Source organism: Parasedimentitalea nitratireducens, from assembly GCF_057444295.1.
On record NZ_JBYAXC010000001.1, the window covers coordinates 285,858 to 303,311 of the forward strand.

Genomic DNA, 17,454 nt, shown 5'->3' on the forward strand with positions numbered 1-17,454 from the left:
TATGGCCAGATGAAGACGAGATCCGTTCTTGTTTTCAGGGATTTGCAACATCATTTGTCCTGAAAGAAATCGTAAATTCGCTGAGCCAGCGCAGCAGATACGCCATCGACAACTTTAAGATCAGCGAGATTTGCCCGACTGACTGCCTTGGCGCTGCCGAAATGAGCAAGCAGAGCTCTTTTGCGACTAGCCCCGACACCAGGAATATCGTCCAGAGGCGTCGCTCCAATGGCCTTGGCGCGTTTCGCCCTGTGGGTTCCGATCGCGAAGCGGTGGGCCTCATCCCGCATGCGCTGAACAAAATAGAGCACCGGATCGTTGCGCTGCAAAGCAAAGGGGCGCTGGCCTGTGCGATGGAATTCTTCCTTGCCATGGTCGCGGTCAACGCCCTTGGCGACGCCAACCATTGGGATATCCCCTACCCCGTGCTCCTGCATGATCTCCTCGACTGCAGATACCTGTCCGGCGCCACCGTCAATCAACAGCAGGTCCGGCCAATGGCCCTTGCTGCGGTCTGGGTCTTCCTTTTGCAGTCGCTTAAATCGGCGATGCAGCACTTCTTTCATCATGCCAAAGTCATCACCGGGCACCAGATCTTCACCCTTGATATTGAACTTGCGATAAGCGTTCTTCATAAAGCCTTCGGGTCCGGCGACGATCATACCGCCCACCGCATTGGTGCCCTGGATGTGTGAGTTATCATAGACCTCGATCCGCTGCGGCGGACCGTCCAGATCAAAGGCCTCGGCCAGGCCGCGGAGCAACTTCGCCTGTGTGGCGCTTTCAGACATACGCCGAGCCAAGGATTCGCGGGCATTGCGAACGGCGAACGCTATCAGTTCAGCTTTTTCACCACGCTGCGGGTTTAAAATCTCAACCTTGTGAGAGGTCTTACCGCTGAGCGCCTCTATCATCAGATCTTCGTTTTCGATACCGTCTGACAGGATCAACTGCCGGGGCGGCTCCTTGTTGTCGTAGAACTGGCCGATAAAGGCCTCCATCACTTCGGCCGGGCTCACGTCAGACCCGATGCGCGGATAGAAATCCTGATTACCCCAGTTTTGATTAGCTCGGACAAAGAAGACCTGCACGCAGGCCTGGCCGCTATCCATGTGCAAACCAATGATGTCTGCTTCGGCCACACCGCGCGGGTTGATGCCCTGAGCGGTCTGCACCTGTGTGAGAGCCTTGATGCGGTCGCGCAGAGCAGCAGCCCGTTCGAACTCCATCGCCTCTGAGGCTATCATCATCTGCTCAGCCAGCTCCTCCTGTATCTTGGTAGACCGGCCTGACAGGAACCGTTCAGCATCGTGTACGCTGCTAGCGTAATCCTCTCGGCTGATCTCGGCGGTACAGGGGGCAGAACAGCGTTTGATCTGGTACTGCAAGCATGGCCGCGTTCGGCTTTCGAACATGGCATCCGTGCAATTGCGCAGCAGGAAGGCCTTTTGAAGCTGGTTTAAAGTGCGATTGACCGCTCCGGCACTGGCAAAGGGGCCAAAATAGCTGCCCTTCTCCTTGCGCGCACCGCGATGCTTCTTGATTTGCGGGTAATCATGGGTCTTGCCAAGCAAGATATTTGGGAAGCTTTTGTCATCGCGCAGCAGAACATTGTATTTGGGCTTGAGTTGCTTGATCAGGTTTTGCTCTAACAGCAACGCTTCGGTCTCGGTGCGTGTTGTCAAAAACATCATCGAAGTGGTCAGCCCGATCATCCGCTCGATCCGTGGGCTGTTGCCAGGCCGACTGTAGTTCGACACGCGCGCGCGCAGATTGCGCGCCTTGCCAACATAAAGCACACGGTTCTCGGCATCGAGCATACGATAGACCCCAGGAGAGCCATCAAGAGTCTTGAGGTAGCTTTGCACCACGGTATAGCCACGTGGTTGCTGGGAAGGCATTTCGGAGGATTTATCGGTCATGTTACAAGAGATATGATTCTCTGCCTTTGGCTGCAACGTTCAAGCTTGCCGATCAAGCAAGAATAAATCCACCGTTCCTGTGGATAACTACGGAGATATCTTTTGACTATTTGGTCTTTTCAACTGAAAATGTGAGGATTTCAATTGTTGCCTAATTTTTAAGCAACCTCGCAACCCATTGATAACACCGGGATAAAAAATGAATTTCGGATAAACGCTTGAAAACGCATATATTTTTATCACACTTTCACGAGGGCAACAAACACGGTGCACAACTTTGCGCGATATACGCACTAATAACCCAACTCAAGCCAAATAAGTATGACTAGCTTTATACCAATCTCATAGTGTTATCTGGGCATCTGACAATTCTTAGTTGCAATCTGGATCCTGTCCTCGAATTGCCTGCGATCCACACTGAGAACAGCTAGAAACGAAGAAGGTTGCTCTGTAAATTAAAAAAGCACCAGTGCTTTCCCGCAAAGCAGAATCTGGACGAGCGAACTGCACTTGGGCATTCAAACTTAAAGACCCAAGTGCACCGTTGGAGTCTTCAACTCACAAGATAATAGCCATGTAAGCCAAATATAACCCCGTCAAAACAAAGCCCCAGTTGCGCGTGATATCTTGTTTGAAGAATACAAATGGGATCAGCAACAAAGAAGCACCTAACATCACCCAGAGATCAAAGTTGAGGAATGCAGCTTTAACTGGGATCGGTCCAACAAAGGTCGCGATGCCTACGATTGCCAACAAGTTGAACATATTGGAGCCGATCACGTTACCCAGCGCCACATCGGCTTGGCGGCGCAGCGCAGCCATTACCGTGGTTGCAAGTTCTGGCAGAGATGTTCCAATCGCAATCAGCGTCAAGCCAATCACGCGTTCGCTTACATGATAGGTTCGGGCGATTTCAGTGCCATTATCAACCAGGATATCAGCGCCCAAAGGCAAGCCGATCAAGCCCAACAGCAAATACACACATACACGCCAATACGGCATGTTGGGATCTGCCTCTTCGATGCCTTCCAGGTCATCCTCAATGCCATTGCGCCGATGTTCGCGAGCCTCTCTAAAGGCCACGCCCAGCACTACGGCCAAAGCGGCCAACAAAACCAATCCCGACCAGATCGTAAACACACCGCAGAATGCAAGAGCGATGAACAATACCGAAGCAACAAGCATGAAAACATAGTTCTTGCGGCTATCACACTCGCTGGTGTGCAGGGCTTTCATAATGGCAGGAATACCTAGGACCATAAGAATATTGGCTGTATTCGACCCAACCACGTTCCCCAGCGCAATGCTGGGTGCGTTCTCGGCCACCGCTTGAATTGCGATCAGCAACTCAGGAGCCGACGTACCAAAAGCGACAATTGTCAAACTTACGATCAGCGCCGGGACCCCCAAGCGCAGGCTTAGGTTCACTGCGCCACGAACAAGCGCATCCCCTGCCAGCAACAAAATCACCAGACCCAATGCCGATAGAAGCCAAGGCATCATCATCCGTGCCGTCCCTTTTCACAGGCACAAGGCCCTTTGCCGATTTTAAAGCGCCCGCACTTTGGGCAGCGCACAGATTTTAGTCGTTTCTGCCCTGGGAACCGCAGCTTGCCAAACATCGCCAGCACAGCCATTCCAACCAGAAACAGAGATACAATTTTGAAGATCACGTCAGAGACCAAACCGCGCAAATGCGGCCCGTTCCTCGATGCCTGCCAGGGTATCTTGCGCCATCATTACGCCAACCCGGCTCAGCAGGGGTTTCTTTAAACCATAGCGTTTAAACCGGACTTTCTCGCCAAAACGTTCCTGCATCTTGGGTTTGAGATGGGCAATGCCGTCGATCAGGCCCAGTTCAGTTGCTTTGCGGGCCAGCCAAATTTCACCGGTGAACAGATCCTGTTCGGTCGTCAGCTTACCCTCTCGGCGCGCCGTCACATGAGAAATGAAATTCTCATGGATATCGCCAAGCAAAGACTTCAACCGGGCGACATCCTCGTCGCTTTCCGGGCGAAACGGGTCCAGCATGGATTTGCTTTTGCCAGCCGTATAGACGCGCCGCTCAACACCGTGTTGTGCCAGCAGTTCATGCGCACCAAAGCCAGCGGAAATGACACCAATAGATCCAAGTATCGAACTATCGTCCGCCCAGATCTCATCTGCTGCTGCAGCCAACCAATAGCCCCCCGAAGCAGCAACATCCTCGACAAAGGCGTAAACGGGGACTTCGCACTCGGCGGCCAAGCGACGAATTCGCGCCCCGATCAACGAACTTTGCACAGGTGAGCCACCCGGAGAATTGATTTCAAGCGCAATGGCTGCGGGCTTGCCCTTACGAAAAGCACGCTCCAATACCGGGGCTAGCGTCGCATCACTCAATGCACCCCGTCCTGGCATGCCGATTGCGCCTGAAAGGCGTACAATGGCCACCAACGGCGACCGCTTAAGAAAGGGAATGGGTAGTGTCATCCCGACGATGTAGATTGCCACCCCGCCTGAAACAAGACATCGGCGGGTGTTGAAACGTCACGATCTACAAAATCCACATCAGGGTGGGCAATTTTGCAACGCTTCATGCCCACTTGCGCAATAGAATAAAATGACCTCAACCCAATTCATATGGCCTGGCAAGCGATAGGGTTTTGCTCAGCTGTTGCCATGTCACAGCTTCAAAACGGTCAGGCCACTCAACACCCCATTGCCAGGCAAGTTTTCGTGCGCGCGGTAAATAGACCTGCGCATAAGCGATGTGCGCGGAAATCATCGCGTCCAGGTTTGGCACTGCTGGCGGCAGTGACATCAGCAGCTCCTTCTGCTCGTCGGTGATAAGCCGGTTCAGATGTAAAACACCGCCCCGATTGGGGGCGTTGGTCTCTTCAATCAACAGATCCACCAACAAGTTGCGCAAATGGAAGATCCCCAGTACGCCGTTGATGTACTCTTGGCGTCCCACCGCTAGGTGTAAGAGCCCCAAGATCCGAATAAATTCCTCAAACTGATAGCGCAGCCGAGCAGGATCTGGCCCCGGCGTTTTGGTCTCGACGGGCAGATCCTTGTACAGACTGTCATGATCGAACAGAGGCGTCAGGCTGCTCTGGGTCTGGAACCTTAACTGCTCAGGCTTCAGGATCAAAACATCAATGCGCGTCCAGTCTTCTGTGATGGCATTGATCAAAGCGGGCCGAGTTGTCCGATCCCGCCACAATACGATTTCTCCAACCTGACTGATGGCATTGCCGCATATCTGAGAAATGTCATCTGTTGCGCCGTCCGCCGCAACCAACACAAAATCAATGTCGCTGTAGTCATCGGCATGTCCATTTGCGTAGCTACCGCTTAGAAACAATGCACAGATACCTGTATTTGATCTCAAACTGTTGCTGACTGTTTCAATAACGTCTCGGTGTTTCATACCAGCCCTCCACGGGCCAAGTATAATCAGCCCGCACAGGCAAGTGGCTTAAAAGAGTGCAAAATCACTCTGCTCGCCCACAGTGACCTTGGCGCAAGCCTCTTCGCCCTCCCCACAATGCAACCGCGCCGCGCATCAGCGCGGCGCTAGGCCCAACGGGAGCGGTACTTCGTATGATGTACCTGCGACGGGCGGGAGATCTTGGTTACGAGCGGATCCGCCAGCCGGTTTTGAAGATCCACCAGATTACGCCCATGCAAAGAGCAGTAAACCCGCCAATAGCCAACAGGCTTAGCCCCACCGGCACATCAGAGGTGCCAAAAAATGACCAGCGGAAGCCTGAAATCAAGTAGACTACTGGATTGAACAGTGTGATTTTCTGCCAAATTGGCGGCAGCATCGAGATCGAGTAGAACGATCCGCCAAGGAACACCAATGGAGTCACGATCAGCAATGGCACCAGTTGCAGTTGCTCAAAATTTCCAGCCCAAATACCGATGATAAACCCCAGCAAAGCAAAGCTAAGGCAGGTGAGCAGCATGAACAGCACCATTGCCAAAGGATGCGCAATGGTCAGATCTACAAATAGGGATGCCGTGGCAAGGATCACCACACCGATAAACAGCGCCTTGGTCGCAGCCGCACCAACATAGCCCAGAACAATTTCCAAGAAACTCACCGGAGCGGACAGCAGCTCATAAATCGTGCCAATGAATTTGGGGAAATAGATGCCAAATGACGCATTAGACGTCGCCTGTGTCATCACGCTCAGCATGATCAGGCCCGGCACGATAAAGGCGCCATAGGGCACGCCTTCGACTTCATCAATGCGGCTGCCGATGGCAGCGCCGAACACCACAAAATACAGTGAAGTCGACAGAACAGGTGACAGAAAACTCTGCATCAAGGTGCGGAAAAACCGGGCCATTTCGAACCGGTAGATAGAGGCGACTGCGCTCCAGTTCATGAGGGATCTCCTGAGACAAGCCCGACAAAGATGTCTTCGAGGCTGGATTGGCGGGTTTGCACATCAGCCAGAACCAGACCGGCCTGGGCGACATCATTCAACAGGGCAGTGATACCTGTGCGATCGGCATGGGTGTCGTAGGTATAGACAATCGCATCACCGCCATTCACCAGCTGCAGATCATGGTGTGCCAGCGCCTCGGGCAGCTCAGAGACTGGCGTGGTCAGCTGCACCTCTAACTGCTTTTGCCCCATACGGGCCATCAAAGTTTCTTTCTCTTCCACCAGCAGCAGTTCACCACCGTTGATCACCCCTACCCGATCAGCAATCGCCTCGGCCTCTTCGATGTAGTGGGTGGTCAGGATGATGGTAACACCTGAGGCCTTGAGCTCCGCAACGATGTTCCACATGTCCTTGCGCAGCTCGACATCTACCCCAGCGGTGGGTTCATCCAGGAACAAAACACGTGGCTCGTGACTAAGCGCCTTGGCGATCAGCACCCGGCGTTTCATACCGCCCGACAGTTCCATGATCCGGTTCTTGCGCTTATCCCACAGCGACAGTTTGCGCAGGATGTCTTCGATCAGCGCATCATTTCGCGGTTTTCCAAACAGCCCACGCGAAAACCGCACGGTGTTCCAGACCGTCTCAAATGGTTCCAAATTGATTTCCTGAGGTACCAGACCAATCAGCGACCGAGCAGCGCGGAAGTCGTCCAAGATATCAAAACCACCAACGGTTACGCTGCCTGAAGTTGGCGTAATGATGCCGCAAACCGTGGAAATCAGTGTCGTTTTACCCGCCCCGTTGGGGCCAAGCAGCGCCAGGATCTCGCCTTCGTCGATATCAAGGCTAACGCCCTTCAGGGCTTCAAACCCACCGGCATAGGATTTCCGTAGATCACGGATGGAGAGGATGCTCGCCATGTGTATTCCATTCTGAACTGATCAGTTTGGTTTACGTTAGCGTCAGAGTGTCGCAACCACCAGAGGCACAATGCGCAAGGCACTGTGCAAATGCGCAGAGTCAGGCCCGGCGCGCGATTTTCTTGAGCCACCCCTTCTTTTCCTCGTTTTCCGACGTGTCCGCATCTGAGGTTTCACCTTCGGGTGCCAGCGCATCTTGCAGATTGGTAAAGAATTGGTTGGCCATTTTCTTGGCAAAGCCATCGATCAAACGGCTGCCAAGCTGTGCCAGCTTGCCGCCAACTTTGGCGTCCACTTCATATGTTAGCAGTGTACCGATCTCGCTTGCGGTCAGAACAACATTTGCGCTGCCCTTGGCAAATCCGGCTGCACCGCCTTTGCCCTCGCCGCTGATGGTCAGGGATTCACCTTCGACCATATCAGACAGCGAGACATGACCTTTGAATGTCGCCTTAACGGGCCCAACCTTTTGCGTGACGACCGCGTCAAATCCATCTTCTACCGAGCCTGTCACCTCTTTGGCGCCTGGCACACAGACCAAAAGTATCTCGGGATTCAAAAGCGCCGCATACACGGCGGCTGGATCCGCAGCGATCTCTTTCTGGTCGGTCATATGCATGGCAGGCCCTCGCTCAACTAAACACTCATACATAGTCTTAGCCGCAATTTGACCGCCCTGCCAAATCGCATATCTTCAATCTGATATCACCAAGAGTGATACCTGAGCGCCCTGACCCTTCATTTCACGTCAATATGGAAGCCCGACATAGTTTTCCGCCAGCGAGGCAAGCGCAGCTTCCGAAGAGAACAAATAGTCCAGATCAGTGCGCTGCAATCGACGATCCACCTCTTCCCCATCGGGAAAACGGTGCAGCAGATTGGTCATCCACCACGAGAACCGCTGCGCCTTCCACACCCTCGCCAACGCCCTCTCTGAATAACTGTCGAGCCCGGCGTCATCATCCTTGAGATAGTGATCGACCAGCCCGTGATAGAGATAGTGAATATCCGAGGCCGCTGAATTCAATCCCTTGGCCCCGGTGGGCGGGACGATATGCGCGGCATCTCCGGCCAGAAACATTTGACCATAACGCATTGGTTCGGCCACAAAGCTGCGCAACGGGGCGATGGATTTTTCAATTGACGGGCCTGTTTCCAGACTATCCGCCACCACGTCAGGCAGACGGTTTTTCAGCTCGGTCCAAAAGGCCTTGTCCGTCCAGTCTTCTGCTTTGTCTGTGATCGGCACCTGAATGTAATAGCGGCTCAGCACCTGGCTGCGCATCGAGCATAGCGCAAAACCGCGTTCGTGTCGGGCGTAAATCAGCTCGGGAGAAACCGGCTTGGTTTCAGACAGCACCCCCAGCCAGCCAAAGGGATAGATCTTTTCATACTCGCGCAGCACATCAGACGGGATCGATTTGCGGCTGATACCATGAAAACCATCCGCGCCAACAATGTAGTCACAATTGATACGATGCTGGGCGCCGTCCTTTTCATAAGTCAGATAGGGGGTGCTGCTTTTCAGGTCATGCGGAGTGACGTTCTCTGCTTGGTGGATGACCACACCGCCCATGTCATCGCGCGCTTGATACAGATCGCGTGTGACCTCGGTCTGACCATAGACCATGACAGAGTTGCCACCGGTGTGCTTTGCCAGATCGACCCGGTCCATACGGCCCTGATGCGCTATATAGATGCCTTCGTGGATTTCGCCTTCGGCATCCATGCGTTCGCCGTAGCCCGCCTCGCGCATCAGGTTGGCAAAACCATGTTCCAACACACCCGCCCGAATGCGCCCCAGCACATAGTCGCGGGTGTGTTTTTCCAGCACGATGGTATCAATTCCTCGCCGATGCAAAAGCTGTGACAGCAACAGACCAGACGGCCCCCCGCCAATGATCCCAACCTGTGTTGTCGTGACTGACATATGCGCGCCTTTCCAGTGTCCTTGGGTTTAATATGACCCGTTGCTGCAGCTTTGCGAATGGACCAAGCGCGCAAGTTCTTGTACATTTCGTACATGGAAGCGAAGCACCACATACAGAATTACAGCCTTTTTGGGGAGACCTCTGAACTGGCGGATGAGCTACATGTTGAAAGCATTCAGGCCCGCTCGCAGCGGCATAATTGGGAGTTGAAGCCACATCGACACCCCCGGCTTCATCAGCTTCTATTCTTGACCGATGGCGGCGGAGCAGCGGAACTGGATGGGCGAAACCACACATTGCCGCCGCCCTGCATCGTCAACGTGCCCCGCAATGTTGTACATGGCTTTCAATTCACCCCGAGCACTTCTGGCTGGGTGGTAACACTGACATCAGGCCTGATGGATCACTGTTTGATCGGGGGCGACGGGCTGCGCAAACCACTGGCCAGTGCCTGCATTACTCCAATGCCCGACAATATTCGGCTCATGGCCCAGCAGCTAAACAACGAATACATGAGTCAGAGTTTTGGCCGCGCACAAGCGTTGCGCGGATTATGTGGGGTAGCGTTGGCCATTGCGGCCCGGAGTATTGATCTGGCCGAGGAAAGCCACCGAAACGGGCGTGGGAACCCATTGTTCACGCGGTTTGAAACACTGGTTGAGCGAGACTTTCGATTGCGACGAAGCCTTGCCGATTATGCTGCTGATCTGGCTATTTCATCTACTCATCTTAACCGTGTTGTACACGGGGCCACCGGGCACTCGGCCTCACAACTGGTCAATGATCGGGTCCTACGCGAGGCCCGTCGGCTGTTGATCTATACCAACCTGACAGCTACGGGGATTGCCTATGAGTTAGGCTTTAACGACCCAACGCATTTCAGCCGAGTATTTGCCAAGGGCACCGGGTTGGCACCCAGGGAATTTCGCCGTCAGATGGAAGCCACATAGCCATATGACGCGCGGTTACATCAACCAACCCCGTCGACGAACTTGACAGTTATGCTCCTGACTGGCCCGCTAAGCGTAGCAGCCGGTTACTCTGGCAGCCTAGGCCTATCAAAACGAGAGTTGTAATCACATGCTAAACGGCATTCGCATAATCGAGGTTGAGGCCTTGGGTCCCGGTCCTTTTGCAGCAATGTTGTTGGCAGACTTGGGCGCCGATGTGATCTGTGTGCACCGCAAAGGCGGCTCTGTCACGCCAGGCATGCCCGAGCAGTCCATACTGGACCGAGGCAAACGTTCTATAGAGCTGGATCTAAAAGATGATGAGGATATCGCCACATTCAAGTCCCTGGTCGAGACTGCAGACGGGCTGATCGAAGGCTTCCGACCAGGCGTGATGGAGAAGCTGGGACTAGGGCCACAGGATTGCCTGGGTCTGAACCCGAAGCTTGTGTTTGGCCGGATGACCGGATGGGGCCAGAACAGCCCTCAATCTCATATGGCAGGGCACGATCTTAATTACATCTCGCTATCTGGCGCGTTGTGGTACAGCTCGCCGGCCGATGCCGCCCCCGTTACGCCTCCGACACTGGTTGGCGACATCGGAGGGGGTGCGATGTATCTGGCCGTGGGCATGTTGGCCGCAATTCTAAGGGCCAGAACAACAGGCCAAGGCTGTGAGGTGGACGCTGCGATTTATGACGGGTCAGCCCATATGATGAACCTTTTGATGTCTCTTCGCCAGGCTGGGAGTTTCGAGGAGCGCCGCGGCCAGAGCCTGTTAGACGGGCCCCATTGGAGCCGGACTTATCGTTGTGGTGATGGTGGGTTTATCTCGGTGCAGTGTTTGGAACCTAAGTTCTACGCCGAGTTTCTACGCCTGCTTGGGCTGGAAGAAGATGCCGCTTTTCAAAACCAATTTGACCGCACATCTTGGCCAACCTTAACAGATCGGCTGACGGGTCTGTTTGCAGGGCAGTCGCGAGACCATTGGGCGGCTTTGTTTGAAGGCACGGATGCCTGTGTCTCACCAGTGCTCACTCCAACCGAAGCCCTGACGCATCCGATGAATTCACGTGGGACCTGGGTCGAGGCTCAAGGCGTGTTGCAAGCAGCCCCGGCCCCCCGTTTTTCTGGTCAGCCGGACTGGAAAGCGCCCCCGCTTCCAGAGCGAGGCCAACACACAAACGAAATATTGGCCGAGCTAACCAGCGCCAAAAAACCGAGTTGAGCCTTAGCTCTGTTTTCTTGCAGCCGAGGCTTTCTTCATACGCTCAAGCAAATCGGCTTTGACCGCGTCCTTTCCAAAAGGGTTCTTACCGGTCCCTTTTGCGTTATGTTCCTTATGTCGCGGCGTGTTGCCACCCTTTTTGGCGTTGCCAGATTTGCCATAGTCCATCGGAATTCCTTCTCGGTTGCGACACGCCCCCCATGCCTGAAAGCGCGCGGCGCGACAAGGCGGCATAACGTACTTGCTTTCCGCAACCTGAAACGCGGCTGGACGCTTGCCTCAATTATTCGCCTGGCATGCCTCAAGGCAGACGGAATTGGGACTGAGCAACCATTGGCCGCACCATAAACCGTACAATAGCCTGCATAGCTACAAACAAAAGCGGGGCCTTTACTGGCCCCGCTTTTCCAAAATCATCGGCTTTTTAGCTCAGCTTTCGCGCACAGTATCGATCATCAACTGCACATTATCGGGATCTGCATCAGGGGTGATCCCGTGACCCAAGTTGAAGATATGCGGACCGTTTGTGAACGCTTTGACAATGGCTCGGGTCTCATCCACCAGTTCTTGTCCACCGGTCACCATATGGCGCGACGCCAGGTTACCCTGCACACAGCCATCAACCTGAACATTCTGCACGGCCCACTCCGGTGACACCGAATTGTCCAGCGCCACACAGTCAACACCAGTAGCCTTGGCAAAGCCGATGTATTTTTCGCCTGCTTCCCGTGGGAAGCCGATCACCGGGATCCCGGGATGACGGGCCTTTAGCGCTGAGGTGATTTCACGGGCGGGTTCCAGTGCGTATTTCTGGAATGCGTCACCTTTCAGCGAGCCGGCCCAGCTGTCAAAGATTTTGACTACTTCGGCTCCAGAGTCGATCTGGCGGGACAAATATTCGATGGTAGCGGCAGTGATCCGGGCCAGAAGAGCTTCGAACAGTGCATTATTCTCTTCGCGCAGCAGATGCGCGGGGCCCTGATCCGGGGTGCCACGCCCTGCAATCATATAGGTCGCCACGGTCCATGGGGCGCCAGCAAAACCTATCAACGTGGTCTCAGAAGGCAGCTCACGCGAAAGTATTTTGACGGTCTCGTAGATCGGGTTCAGCACCTCATCGATGTCGCTGACCGGACCTAGTTTATCAAAATCAGCCTGCGTGGTGATCGTGGACAGCCGCGGGCCTTCGCCCGTCACAAACCACAGGTCCGCGCCCAGCGCCTGGGGGACCAGAAGGATGTCGGCAAACAGGATCGCAGCATCAAAGCCATAGCGACGGATCGGCTGAAGAGTCACCTCGGCGGCCAGTTCCGGATTATAACACAGTTTGAGAAAATCCCCGGCCTGCGCGCGAGTGGCGCGATATTCGGGCAGGTAACGACCAGCCTGGCGCATCATCCAGATCGGGGGCACATCCTGTTGCTCACCCGCTAGTGCACGCAGTATCTTTTTCTGTTCGGCCATGTCCGTCCTCATCTCTCGCTTGCCCGCTTGGGTCTTCGTTACGCGGGCCATTGTCAAGGCAAAGCCGCATCCGCCCTGCATCTTCGGGCAATCTGTCGCGACTTAGCGCTTGGGCGAGCCATTTAACTTTGTTCTATGTCAAAGCAGGCTCAATTCAGGTGAGGCAGATGGAAACTGGTTTCCCCTGTGCCTGAAAGTGTTCTAAAGCTTCGCCATGACATTGATCCTGCCCTCTCCCGCCGTCCCCCTGAAAATCGGCACCCGTGGTTCGCCACTAGCCCTGGCTCAGGCTTATGAAACCCGCCGCCGCCTGGGCGAAGCGTTTGATCTGCCCGAAGAGGCGTTTGAGATTGTAGTGATCAAGACCACCGGTGATAATCAGGCGCTGATTGCGGCTGACAAGCCGCTCAAGGAATTGGGTGGCAAAGGGCTGTTCACCAAAGAGATCGAAGAGGACCTGCTGTCGGGAGCCATCGACATTGCGGTGCATTCGATGAAGGACATGCCAGTGGCTCAGCCCGTAGGGTTGCTGCTGGACACCTACCTGCCGCGTGAAGATGTGCGTGATGCCTTTGTCTCGCCCAAGCTGTCGTCGCTGACAGACCTGGCCGAGGGTGCGGTTGTTGGAACCTCATCTCTGCGCCGTACCGCGCAGCTGTTGAACCGCCGCCCGGATCTGAACGTGGTGCAGTTTCGTGGCAATGTGCAGACCCGGCTGAAAAAGCTAAACGACGGCGTGGCTGAATGCACCTTCCTAGCCATGGCCGGACTTAACCGGTTGAACATGGCCGATGTGCCAGCCACCGCGATTGATACAGACGACATGTTGCCCGCCGTGGCGCAGGGCGCCATTGGTATCGAACGTCGCATCGATGACAGCCGCGTGGCTGATATGCTGGCTGCATTGCATGACAAGGCCACTGGACAGCGACTGGCCGCAGAGCGGGCATTCCTGGCGGCGCTAGACGGGTCTTGCGAAACCCCGATTGCAGGCTTGGCGGAGTTGGATGGCAACACTCTGCGCCTGCGTGGCGAGGTGTTGCGCCCGGATGGTTCCGAAGCCATTTCTATGGATGAGACCTGCACGATCGAAGACGGTGCCGAGCTGGGCCGCGAGATGGCCGAAAATCTGCTAAAACGCGCTGGTGACGGATTTTTCGATTGGCGTTAAGCCCCGCGCCCCTCACTTAAAAACTGGAGCGGGTCGCCCGCTCCACCGCAGCCAGCTTACGGGGCTGCCCCGGAACACGTTCAGATCCACATCCCCGGCAATGCCCGGTACGCGCCCCGTGCCACTGTATTGCCAGAACTGCCAGGGCGCGCCGGGGTAGACTTGGGATGGGTGCCCCGCAACGGATCGCAGCCAGAACTCGGTTCCATCCAAGCGGCCAATACCCGTGTCCTGATAGAAATCCACCGTGGTATAGACCACGGGGCGGCGACCGTAGTGTGCTTCGAGCATGTCCAGAAACCGCTTGGCCTCGCGCCGGACCGTTGCGCCATCCGGACGGATTGTGCAGGTCGGCGAATGTGGGGTCCACTCCATGTCCAGTACAGGCGGCAAGGCACCGGGATCACGGGGCACGTGTTTGATAAACCAGCGTGCCTGCTGTGCTGCGGGACGACAAAAGTAGAAGTAGTGGTAAGCTCCACGCCGCACCCCTGCCCTCTGCGCGCCGGTCCAGTAGGTATGAAAATTCGGGTCGGCGACGTCCCCGCCCTCGGTCGCCTTGATATAAGCAAAGGAGACCCCGGCTCTGCGGGCTTGGTGCCAGTTGATCTCGCCCTGCCAACGCGACACATCGATGCCGTGAACGGGGTACGAGGTTGGCTTGCGCCGTTCCCATTCGTGCGGGTCACTGTCACCGAATCGAGGATAGGTCACCAGGTGCGCCATTGCTTCGGCCGCAACATGAGGAACAGGTTGCACCAATTCAGGCTCCGGCCGCGACGCACAGGTTGCCAAGGCCATACTCATCGCGACCAACAAAATCAGTTTACGCATAAACCCTCTGGCCCAACCGGGCAGCACTCTTCAAGACTGCGCCCAGCATACTGGTGGATGTACTCATTGCTATAGTGCGACCAACGATCGGCGGCTGCCCGCGCAAAGCAATTGGGCAAACCTCTGACTATGCGAATCAATTTAAGGCCAGCGCGAAATGGCCTCGAAGTTAGCTACACCTTCAGCAACGATCTTTGTCATTTCGGTACGTGCCTCTGGACTAACGTCAGCCTCGCTTGCAAACTGTTTATACGCAGCCACCGCATCAGTCAGTTCGCCTTGTAATTGATCGAAGTTGCAAACCTCAGGGAAATCCGAAAGCAGCTCTGGTACCGCCTCACACACAACCGAAATAGAAGAAATTTTGAAAACCAATTCAGCTGAAATAAAGAAGGCCATACGCTGGTCGCCTCGTTTTACATATTCCCTGCTAATTTGCTCCCAGATCCGCCAAGCAAGTGGTGCCGAATAAAACTCGGCGAACTGAAGGTGCTGCGCAGTTTGCGGAAGAACCTCTGGATATCGGTCACCCAAACGAAAGTGCCCGGACCGCTCCCACTCTTGAGAATACCCCAGGCAACGCTCGTGGGTCTCTGCGCCCGACAAGAACTGAGCCCCATCCACTATGACGACCTCAAAGTCGCTCGCCATATCAAACCCAAAAATCTCTCGCCTGTTCACTGCGTATTCCAGCGAAAAGCATGGCCAAGCATCTGGACTAATCTCAATTCTGATCTTGGCAGGGACGCCCTCTGCCGACGCTTCTGACATCCAACTTACCGAAAACGAAAACGCAATTATGCCAAGAAAATTCAAAAACTTATTCATTACATCCTATCAAGGTCAGCCATAAACAAGCTGACCTCTCTACATAGTGTCAGAAAATCGGGCCCTCAAATCCACTTGGCCAGCGGTGGCAGGCTCATCAGTACCGCGTTGGCATCGTGGCCGGTTTCCAGTCCAAATTTGGTGCCACGGTCATAGACCAGATTGTATTCCGCATAGAGCCCGCGATGCACTAGCTGGGCGTCTTTGTCGGCGTCAGACCAGTCCTGCACCCGGCGTTTTTCGACCAATGGCACAAAGGCTGGCAGGAAGGCGCGGCCGATGTCTTGGGTCAGCGAAAAGTCAGCAACCCAATCGCCACTGTTCTGGTCATCCATAAAGATGCCACCAACACCTCGGGCCCGGTTGCGATGCGGGATGTAAAAATACTCATCCGCCCATTTCTTCAGGCGCGGGTATAGGTCCTCGCCATGCGGATCCAAGTGCGCCTGCTGGCGATGATGGAAATGCTGGGTGTCTTCGTCATATTCGATGCAAGGGTTCAAGTCGGACCCACCGCCAAACCACCAGGCGTGCGGGGTCCAGAACATCCGGGTGTTCATGTGCACGGCTGGCACATGCGGGTTCTGCATATGCGCCACCAGCGAAATACCTGACGCCCAAAATCGAGGGTCATCTTTCATCCCCGGAATACCCTTACGAGCGGCCATTGCGTTCTGGGCCCGCTCTCCCAATGTACCGTAGACCTCGGACACGTTAACGCCGACTTTCTCAAACACCCGGCCACCGCGCATGACGCTCATCAACCCGCCACCAGCGTCCGAACCATCGTCCGCAGCACGTTTCGTCTCGGTGACTTCAAACCGACCGGGTGCCTGATCTGACAAGGGGCCGGTATCGTGGCTGTCTTCCAGCCCTTCGAATGCCACTACAATCTCGTCCCGCAGTGTCCGGAACCATTCTGCGGCCTGGGCTTTTTCGGTCTTCATCTCGGCGCTCATGTCAGGACTTTCCGTGAATTGGGGAGGTAGAGTTTTCGGTTTAGTGAACCGGTGCGGCCACGGGGTCCAGTAAGGTGCGACCACCATCCAGCGTCACCACCTGGCCGGTCATGAAACACGAGGCCTCGGAGGCCAGGAACTGTGCGGTCTCGGTCAGCTCGGTGGGGGAGGCAATGCGGCCCAGTGGTGTATGTTCTTCGATGTCTTCGCGGTAGCTTCGGTTTTCCTTGAGCACCTCCTTCATCGAGGCACTCATGACCGATCCAAAGGCAATGCTATTCACACGAATGCGGTGCGGAGCTAATGCGACTGACAGCGACCGGGTCATCTGGTCCATCGCCGCCGAGGACACCGAGTAGGCCATCAACTCGGGGTGGGTACGTCGTGCGGCAATCGACGACAGGTTGATGATGGACCCTTGGGGGCCGTTGTCCTCACGCCCCTCACCCTGCTTCATCATCCGCTTGGCCACCTGTTGCGATAGGCGCAGGGTTGGCAGCAGGTTTTCATTCAAAAGCATGTGGGTCGAGTCATCGTCTGGATCCAGCGGATCACTGCTCACCACTTGACGCGCGCCATTCACTAAGATGTCGATCTGGTCAAAGGCATCTATTGCCGCAGAAAGCAGATTGGCGATGGTAAGGCGCTCGCGCAGATCACCGGCAAAATAGCGGGTATTGCCCTCTTCTGGTTGATTTCCCAGCTCACGGATCAAACCGGCCTCATCCGCATCAGCAAACATCACGTTGGCTCCGGCAGCGGCAAACTGCTTGCCGATAGCCAAGCCAATACCATTGGCTGCACCAGTCACAATCGCGGTTTTGCCGGATATCGAAAAGGACATAAATTAGGACTCCGT

At 55.1% G+C, this 17,454-nt stretch carries 16 protein-coding genes; 3 read left to right on the forward strand and 13 right to left on the reverse strand.

The features are described 5' to 3' along the window. Nucleotides 1-50: 50 nt before the first annotated feature. From uvrC to pobA, 8 genes are all read right to left on the reverse strand, one after another. Complete coding sequence (gene uvrC / locus AC2T28_RS01460; RefSeq protein WP_486747168.1) at nt 51-1,922, reverse strand: excinuclease ABC subunit UvrC; 1,872 nt, start codon at nt 1,920-1,922, stop codon at nt 51-53. A 558-nt stretch (nt 1,923-2,480) separates the two neighbouring features. Beyond that, the gene (locus AC2T28_RS01465; RefSeq protein WP_486747998.1) at nt 2,481-3,425 is read right to left on the reverse strand and encodes a calcium/sodium antiporter; all 945 of its coding nucleotides are present in this window, start codon (nt 3,423-3,425) and stop codon (nt 2,481-2,483) included. A gap of 171 nt (nt 3,426-3,596) precedes the next feature. After that, on the reverse strand, nt 3,597-4,394 hold the full coding sequence (locus AC2T28_RS01470) for a S49 family peptidase (RefSeq protein ID WP_486747169.1): 798 nt from the start codon (nt 4,392-4,394) through the stop codon (nt 3,597-3,599). A gap of 136 nt (nt 4,395-4,530) precedes the next feature. Further along, entirely contained in the window at nt 4,531-5,337 is an 807-nt protein-coding gene (locus tag AC2T28_RS01475; RefSeq protein WP_486747170.1) for a nucleotidyltransferase domain-containing protein, read from the reverse strand. 205 nt (nt 5,338-5,542) lie between these two features. Further along, the gene (locus tag AC2T28_RS01480; protein ID WP_486747171.1) at nt 5,543-6,304 is read right to left on the reverse strand and encodes an ABC transporter permease; all 762 of its coding nucleotides are present in this window, start codon (nt 6,302-6,304) and stop codon (nt 5,543-5,545) included. Further along, on the reverse strand, nt 6,301-7,230 hold the full coding sequence (locus tag AC2T28_RS01485) for an ABC transporter ATP-binding protein (protein WP_486747172.1): 930 nt from the start codon (nt 7,228-7,230) through the stop codon (nt 6,301-6,303). Before AC2T28_RS01485 ends, AC2T28_RS01480 begins: the two co-directional genes overlap by 4 nt. 100 nt (nt 7,231-7,330) lie before the next feature. After that, complete coding sequence (locus AC2T28_RS01490) at nt 7,331-7,849, reverse strand: SRPBCC family protein (RefSeq protein WP_486747173.1); 519 nt, start codon at nt 7,847-7,849, stop codon at nt 7,331-7,333. 129 nt (nt 7,850-7,978) lie between these two features. Continuing rightward, on the reverse strand, nt 7,979-9,160 hold the full coding sequence (gene pobA / locus AC2T28_RS01495; RefSeq protein WP_486747174.1) for a 4-hydroxybenzoate 3-monooxygenase: 1,182 nt from the start codon (nt 9,158-9,160) through the stop codon (nt 7,979-7,981). Nucleotides 9,161-9,253: 93 nt separating this feature from the next. Here pobA and AC2T28_RS01500 point away from each other — a divergent pair, with 93 nt between their 5' ends. Together AC2T28_RS01500 and AC2T28_RS01505 are read left to right on the forward strand one after the other, a co-directional pair. Further along, nucleotides 9,254-10,111 carry a helix-turn-helix domain-containing protein gene (locus AC2T28_RS01500; protein WP_486747175.1) on the forward strand — a complete coding sequence of 286 codons (858 nt, stop codon included), beginning with the start codon at nt 9,254-9,256 and terminating at the stop codon, nt 10,109-10,111. A gap of 130 nt (nt 10,112-10,241) precedes the next feature. Then, nucleotides 10,242-11,339, forward strand: coding sequence for a CaiB/BaiF CoA transferase family protein (locus tag AC2T28_RS01505; RefSeq protein ID WP_486747176.1), 1,098 nt, complete (start codon nt 10,242-10,244; stop codon nt 11,337-11,339). 429 nt (nt 11,340-11,768) lie between these two features. Here AC2T28_RS01505 and hemE read toward each other — a convergent pair whose 3' ends face one another. After that, on the reverse strand, nt 11,769-12,803 hold the full coding sequence (gene hemE / locus AC2T28_RS01510; RefSeq protein ID WP_486747177.1) for a uroporphyrinogen decarboxylase: 1,035 nt from the start codon (nt 12,801-12,803) through the stop codon (nt 11,769-11,771). A 214-nt stretch (nt 12,804-13,017) separates the two neighbouring features. Here hemE and hemC point away from each other — a divergent pair, with 214 nt between their 5' ends. After that, nucleotides 13,018-13,974 carry a hydroxymethylbilane synthase gene (gene hemC / locus AC2T28_RS01515; protein WP_486747178.1) on the forward strand — a complete coding sequence of 319 codons (957 nt, stop codon included), beginning with the start codon at nt 13,018-13,020 and terminating at the stop codon, nt 13,972-13,974. Between the two features lie 12 nt (nt 13,975-13,986). On the opposite strand, the gene AC2T28_RS01520 is transcribed toward hemC, so the two are convergent. The 4 genes from AC2T28_RS01520 to AC2T28_RS01535 form a co-directional block, all read right to left on the reverse strand. After that, a complete protein-coding gene (locus AC2T28_RS01520) occupies nt 13,987-14,808 on the reverse strand; it encodes a glycoside hydrolase family 25 protein (protein WP_486747179.1) in 822 nt (273 codons plus the stop codon). 141 nt (nt 14,809-14,949) lie between these two features. Next, complete coding sequence (locus AC2T28_RS01525) at nt 14,950-15,636, reverse strand: hypothetical protein (RefSeq protein WP_486747180.1); 687 nt, start codon at nt 15,634-15,636, stop codon at nt 14,950-14,952. Nucleotides 15,637-15,701: 65 nt separating this feature from the next. After that, on the reverse strand, nt 15,702-16,595 hold the full coding sequence (hemF, locus tag AC2T28_RS01530; protein ID WP_486747181.1) for an oxygen-dependent coproporphyrinogen oxidase: 894 nt from the start codon (nt 16,593-16,595) through the stop codon (nt 15,702-15,704). Nucleotides 16,596-16,635: 40 nt separating this feature from the next. Then, nucleotides 16,636-17,439, reverse strand: coding sequence for an SDR family NAD(P)-dependent oxidoreductase (locus AC2T28_RS01535; protein ID WP_486747182.1), 804 nt, complete (start codon nt 17,437-17,439; stop codon nt 16,636-16,638). Nucleotides 17,440-17,454: the final 15 nt, after the last annotated feature.

What these genes read in the sequence shown, in the direction of transcription:
- hemC (WP_486747178.1), top strand. Translation starts at nt 13,018, where the DNA reads ATGACATTGATCCTGCCCTCTCCCGCCGTCCCCCTGAAAATCGGCACC.
- pobA (WP_486747174.1), bottom strand. Translation starts at nt 9,160, where the DNA reads ATGTCAGTCACGACAACACAGGTTGGGATCATTGGCGGGGGGCCGTCT.
- AC2T28_RS01465 (WP_486747998.1), bottom strand. Translation starts at nt 3,425, where the DNA reads ATGATGCCTTGGCTTCTATCGGCATTGGGTCTGGTGATTTTGTTGCTG.
- hemE (WP_486747177.1), bottom strand. Translation starts at nt 12,803, where the DNA reads ATGGCCGAACAGAAAAAGATACTGCGTGCACTAGCGGGTGAGCAACAG.
- AC2T28_RS01470 (WP_486747169.1), bottom strand. Translation starts at nt 4,394, where the DNA reads ATGACACTACCCATTCCCTTTCTTAAGCGGTCGCCGTTGGTGGCCATT.
- uvrC (WP_486747168.1), bottom strand. Translation starts at nt 1,922, where the DNA reads ATGACCGATAAATCCTCCGAAATGCCTTCCCAGCAACCACGTGGCTAT.
- AC2T28_RS01500 (WP_486747175.1), top strand. Translation starts at nt 9,254, where the DNA reads ATGGAAGCGAAGCACCACATACAGAATTACAGCCTTTTTGGGGAGACC.
- AC2T28_RS01520 (WP_486747179.1), bottom strand. Translation starts at nt 14,808, where the DNA reads ATGCGTAAACTGATTTTGTTGGTCGCGATGAGTATGGCCTTGGCAACC.
- hemF (WP_486747181.1), bottom strand. Translation starts at nt 16,595, where the DNA reads ATGAGCGCCGAGATGAAGACCGAAAAAGCCCAGGCCGCAGAATGGTTC.
- AC2T28_RS01535 (WP_486747182.1), bottom strand. Translation starts at nt 17,439, where the DNA reads ATGTCCTTTTCGATATCCGGCAAAACCGCGATTGTGACTGGTGCAGCC.
- AC2T28_RS01505 (WP_486747176.1), top strand. Translation starts at nt 10,242, where the DNA reads ATGCTAAACGGCATTCGCATAATCGAGGTTGAGGCCTTGGGTCCCGGT.
- AC2T28_RS01480 (WP_486747171.1), bottom strand. Translation starts at nt 6,304, where the DNA reads ATGAACTGGAGCGCAGTCGCCTCTATCTACCGGTTCGAAATGGCCCGG.
- AC2T28_RS01525 (WP_486747180.1), bottom strand. Translation starts at nt 15,636, where the DNA reads ATGAATAAGTTTTTGAATTTTCTTGGCATAATTGCGTTTTCGTTTTCG.
- AC2T28_RS01490 (WP_486747173.1), bottom strand. Translation starts at nt 7,849, where the DNA reads ATGCATATGACCGACCAGAAAGAGATCGCTGCGGATCCAGCCGCCGTG.
- AC2T28_RS01475 (WP_486747170.1), bottom strand. Translation starts at nt 5,337, where the DNA reads ATGAAACACCGAGACGTTATTGAAACAGTCAGCAACAGTTTGAGATCA.
- AC2T28_RS01485 (WP_486747172.1), bottom strand. Translation starts at nt 7,230, where the DNA reads ATGGCGAGCATCCTCTCCATCCGTGATCTACGGAAATCCTATGCCGGT.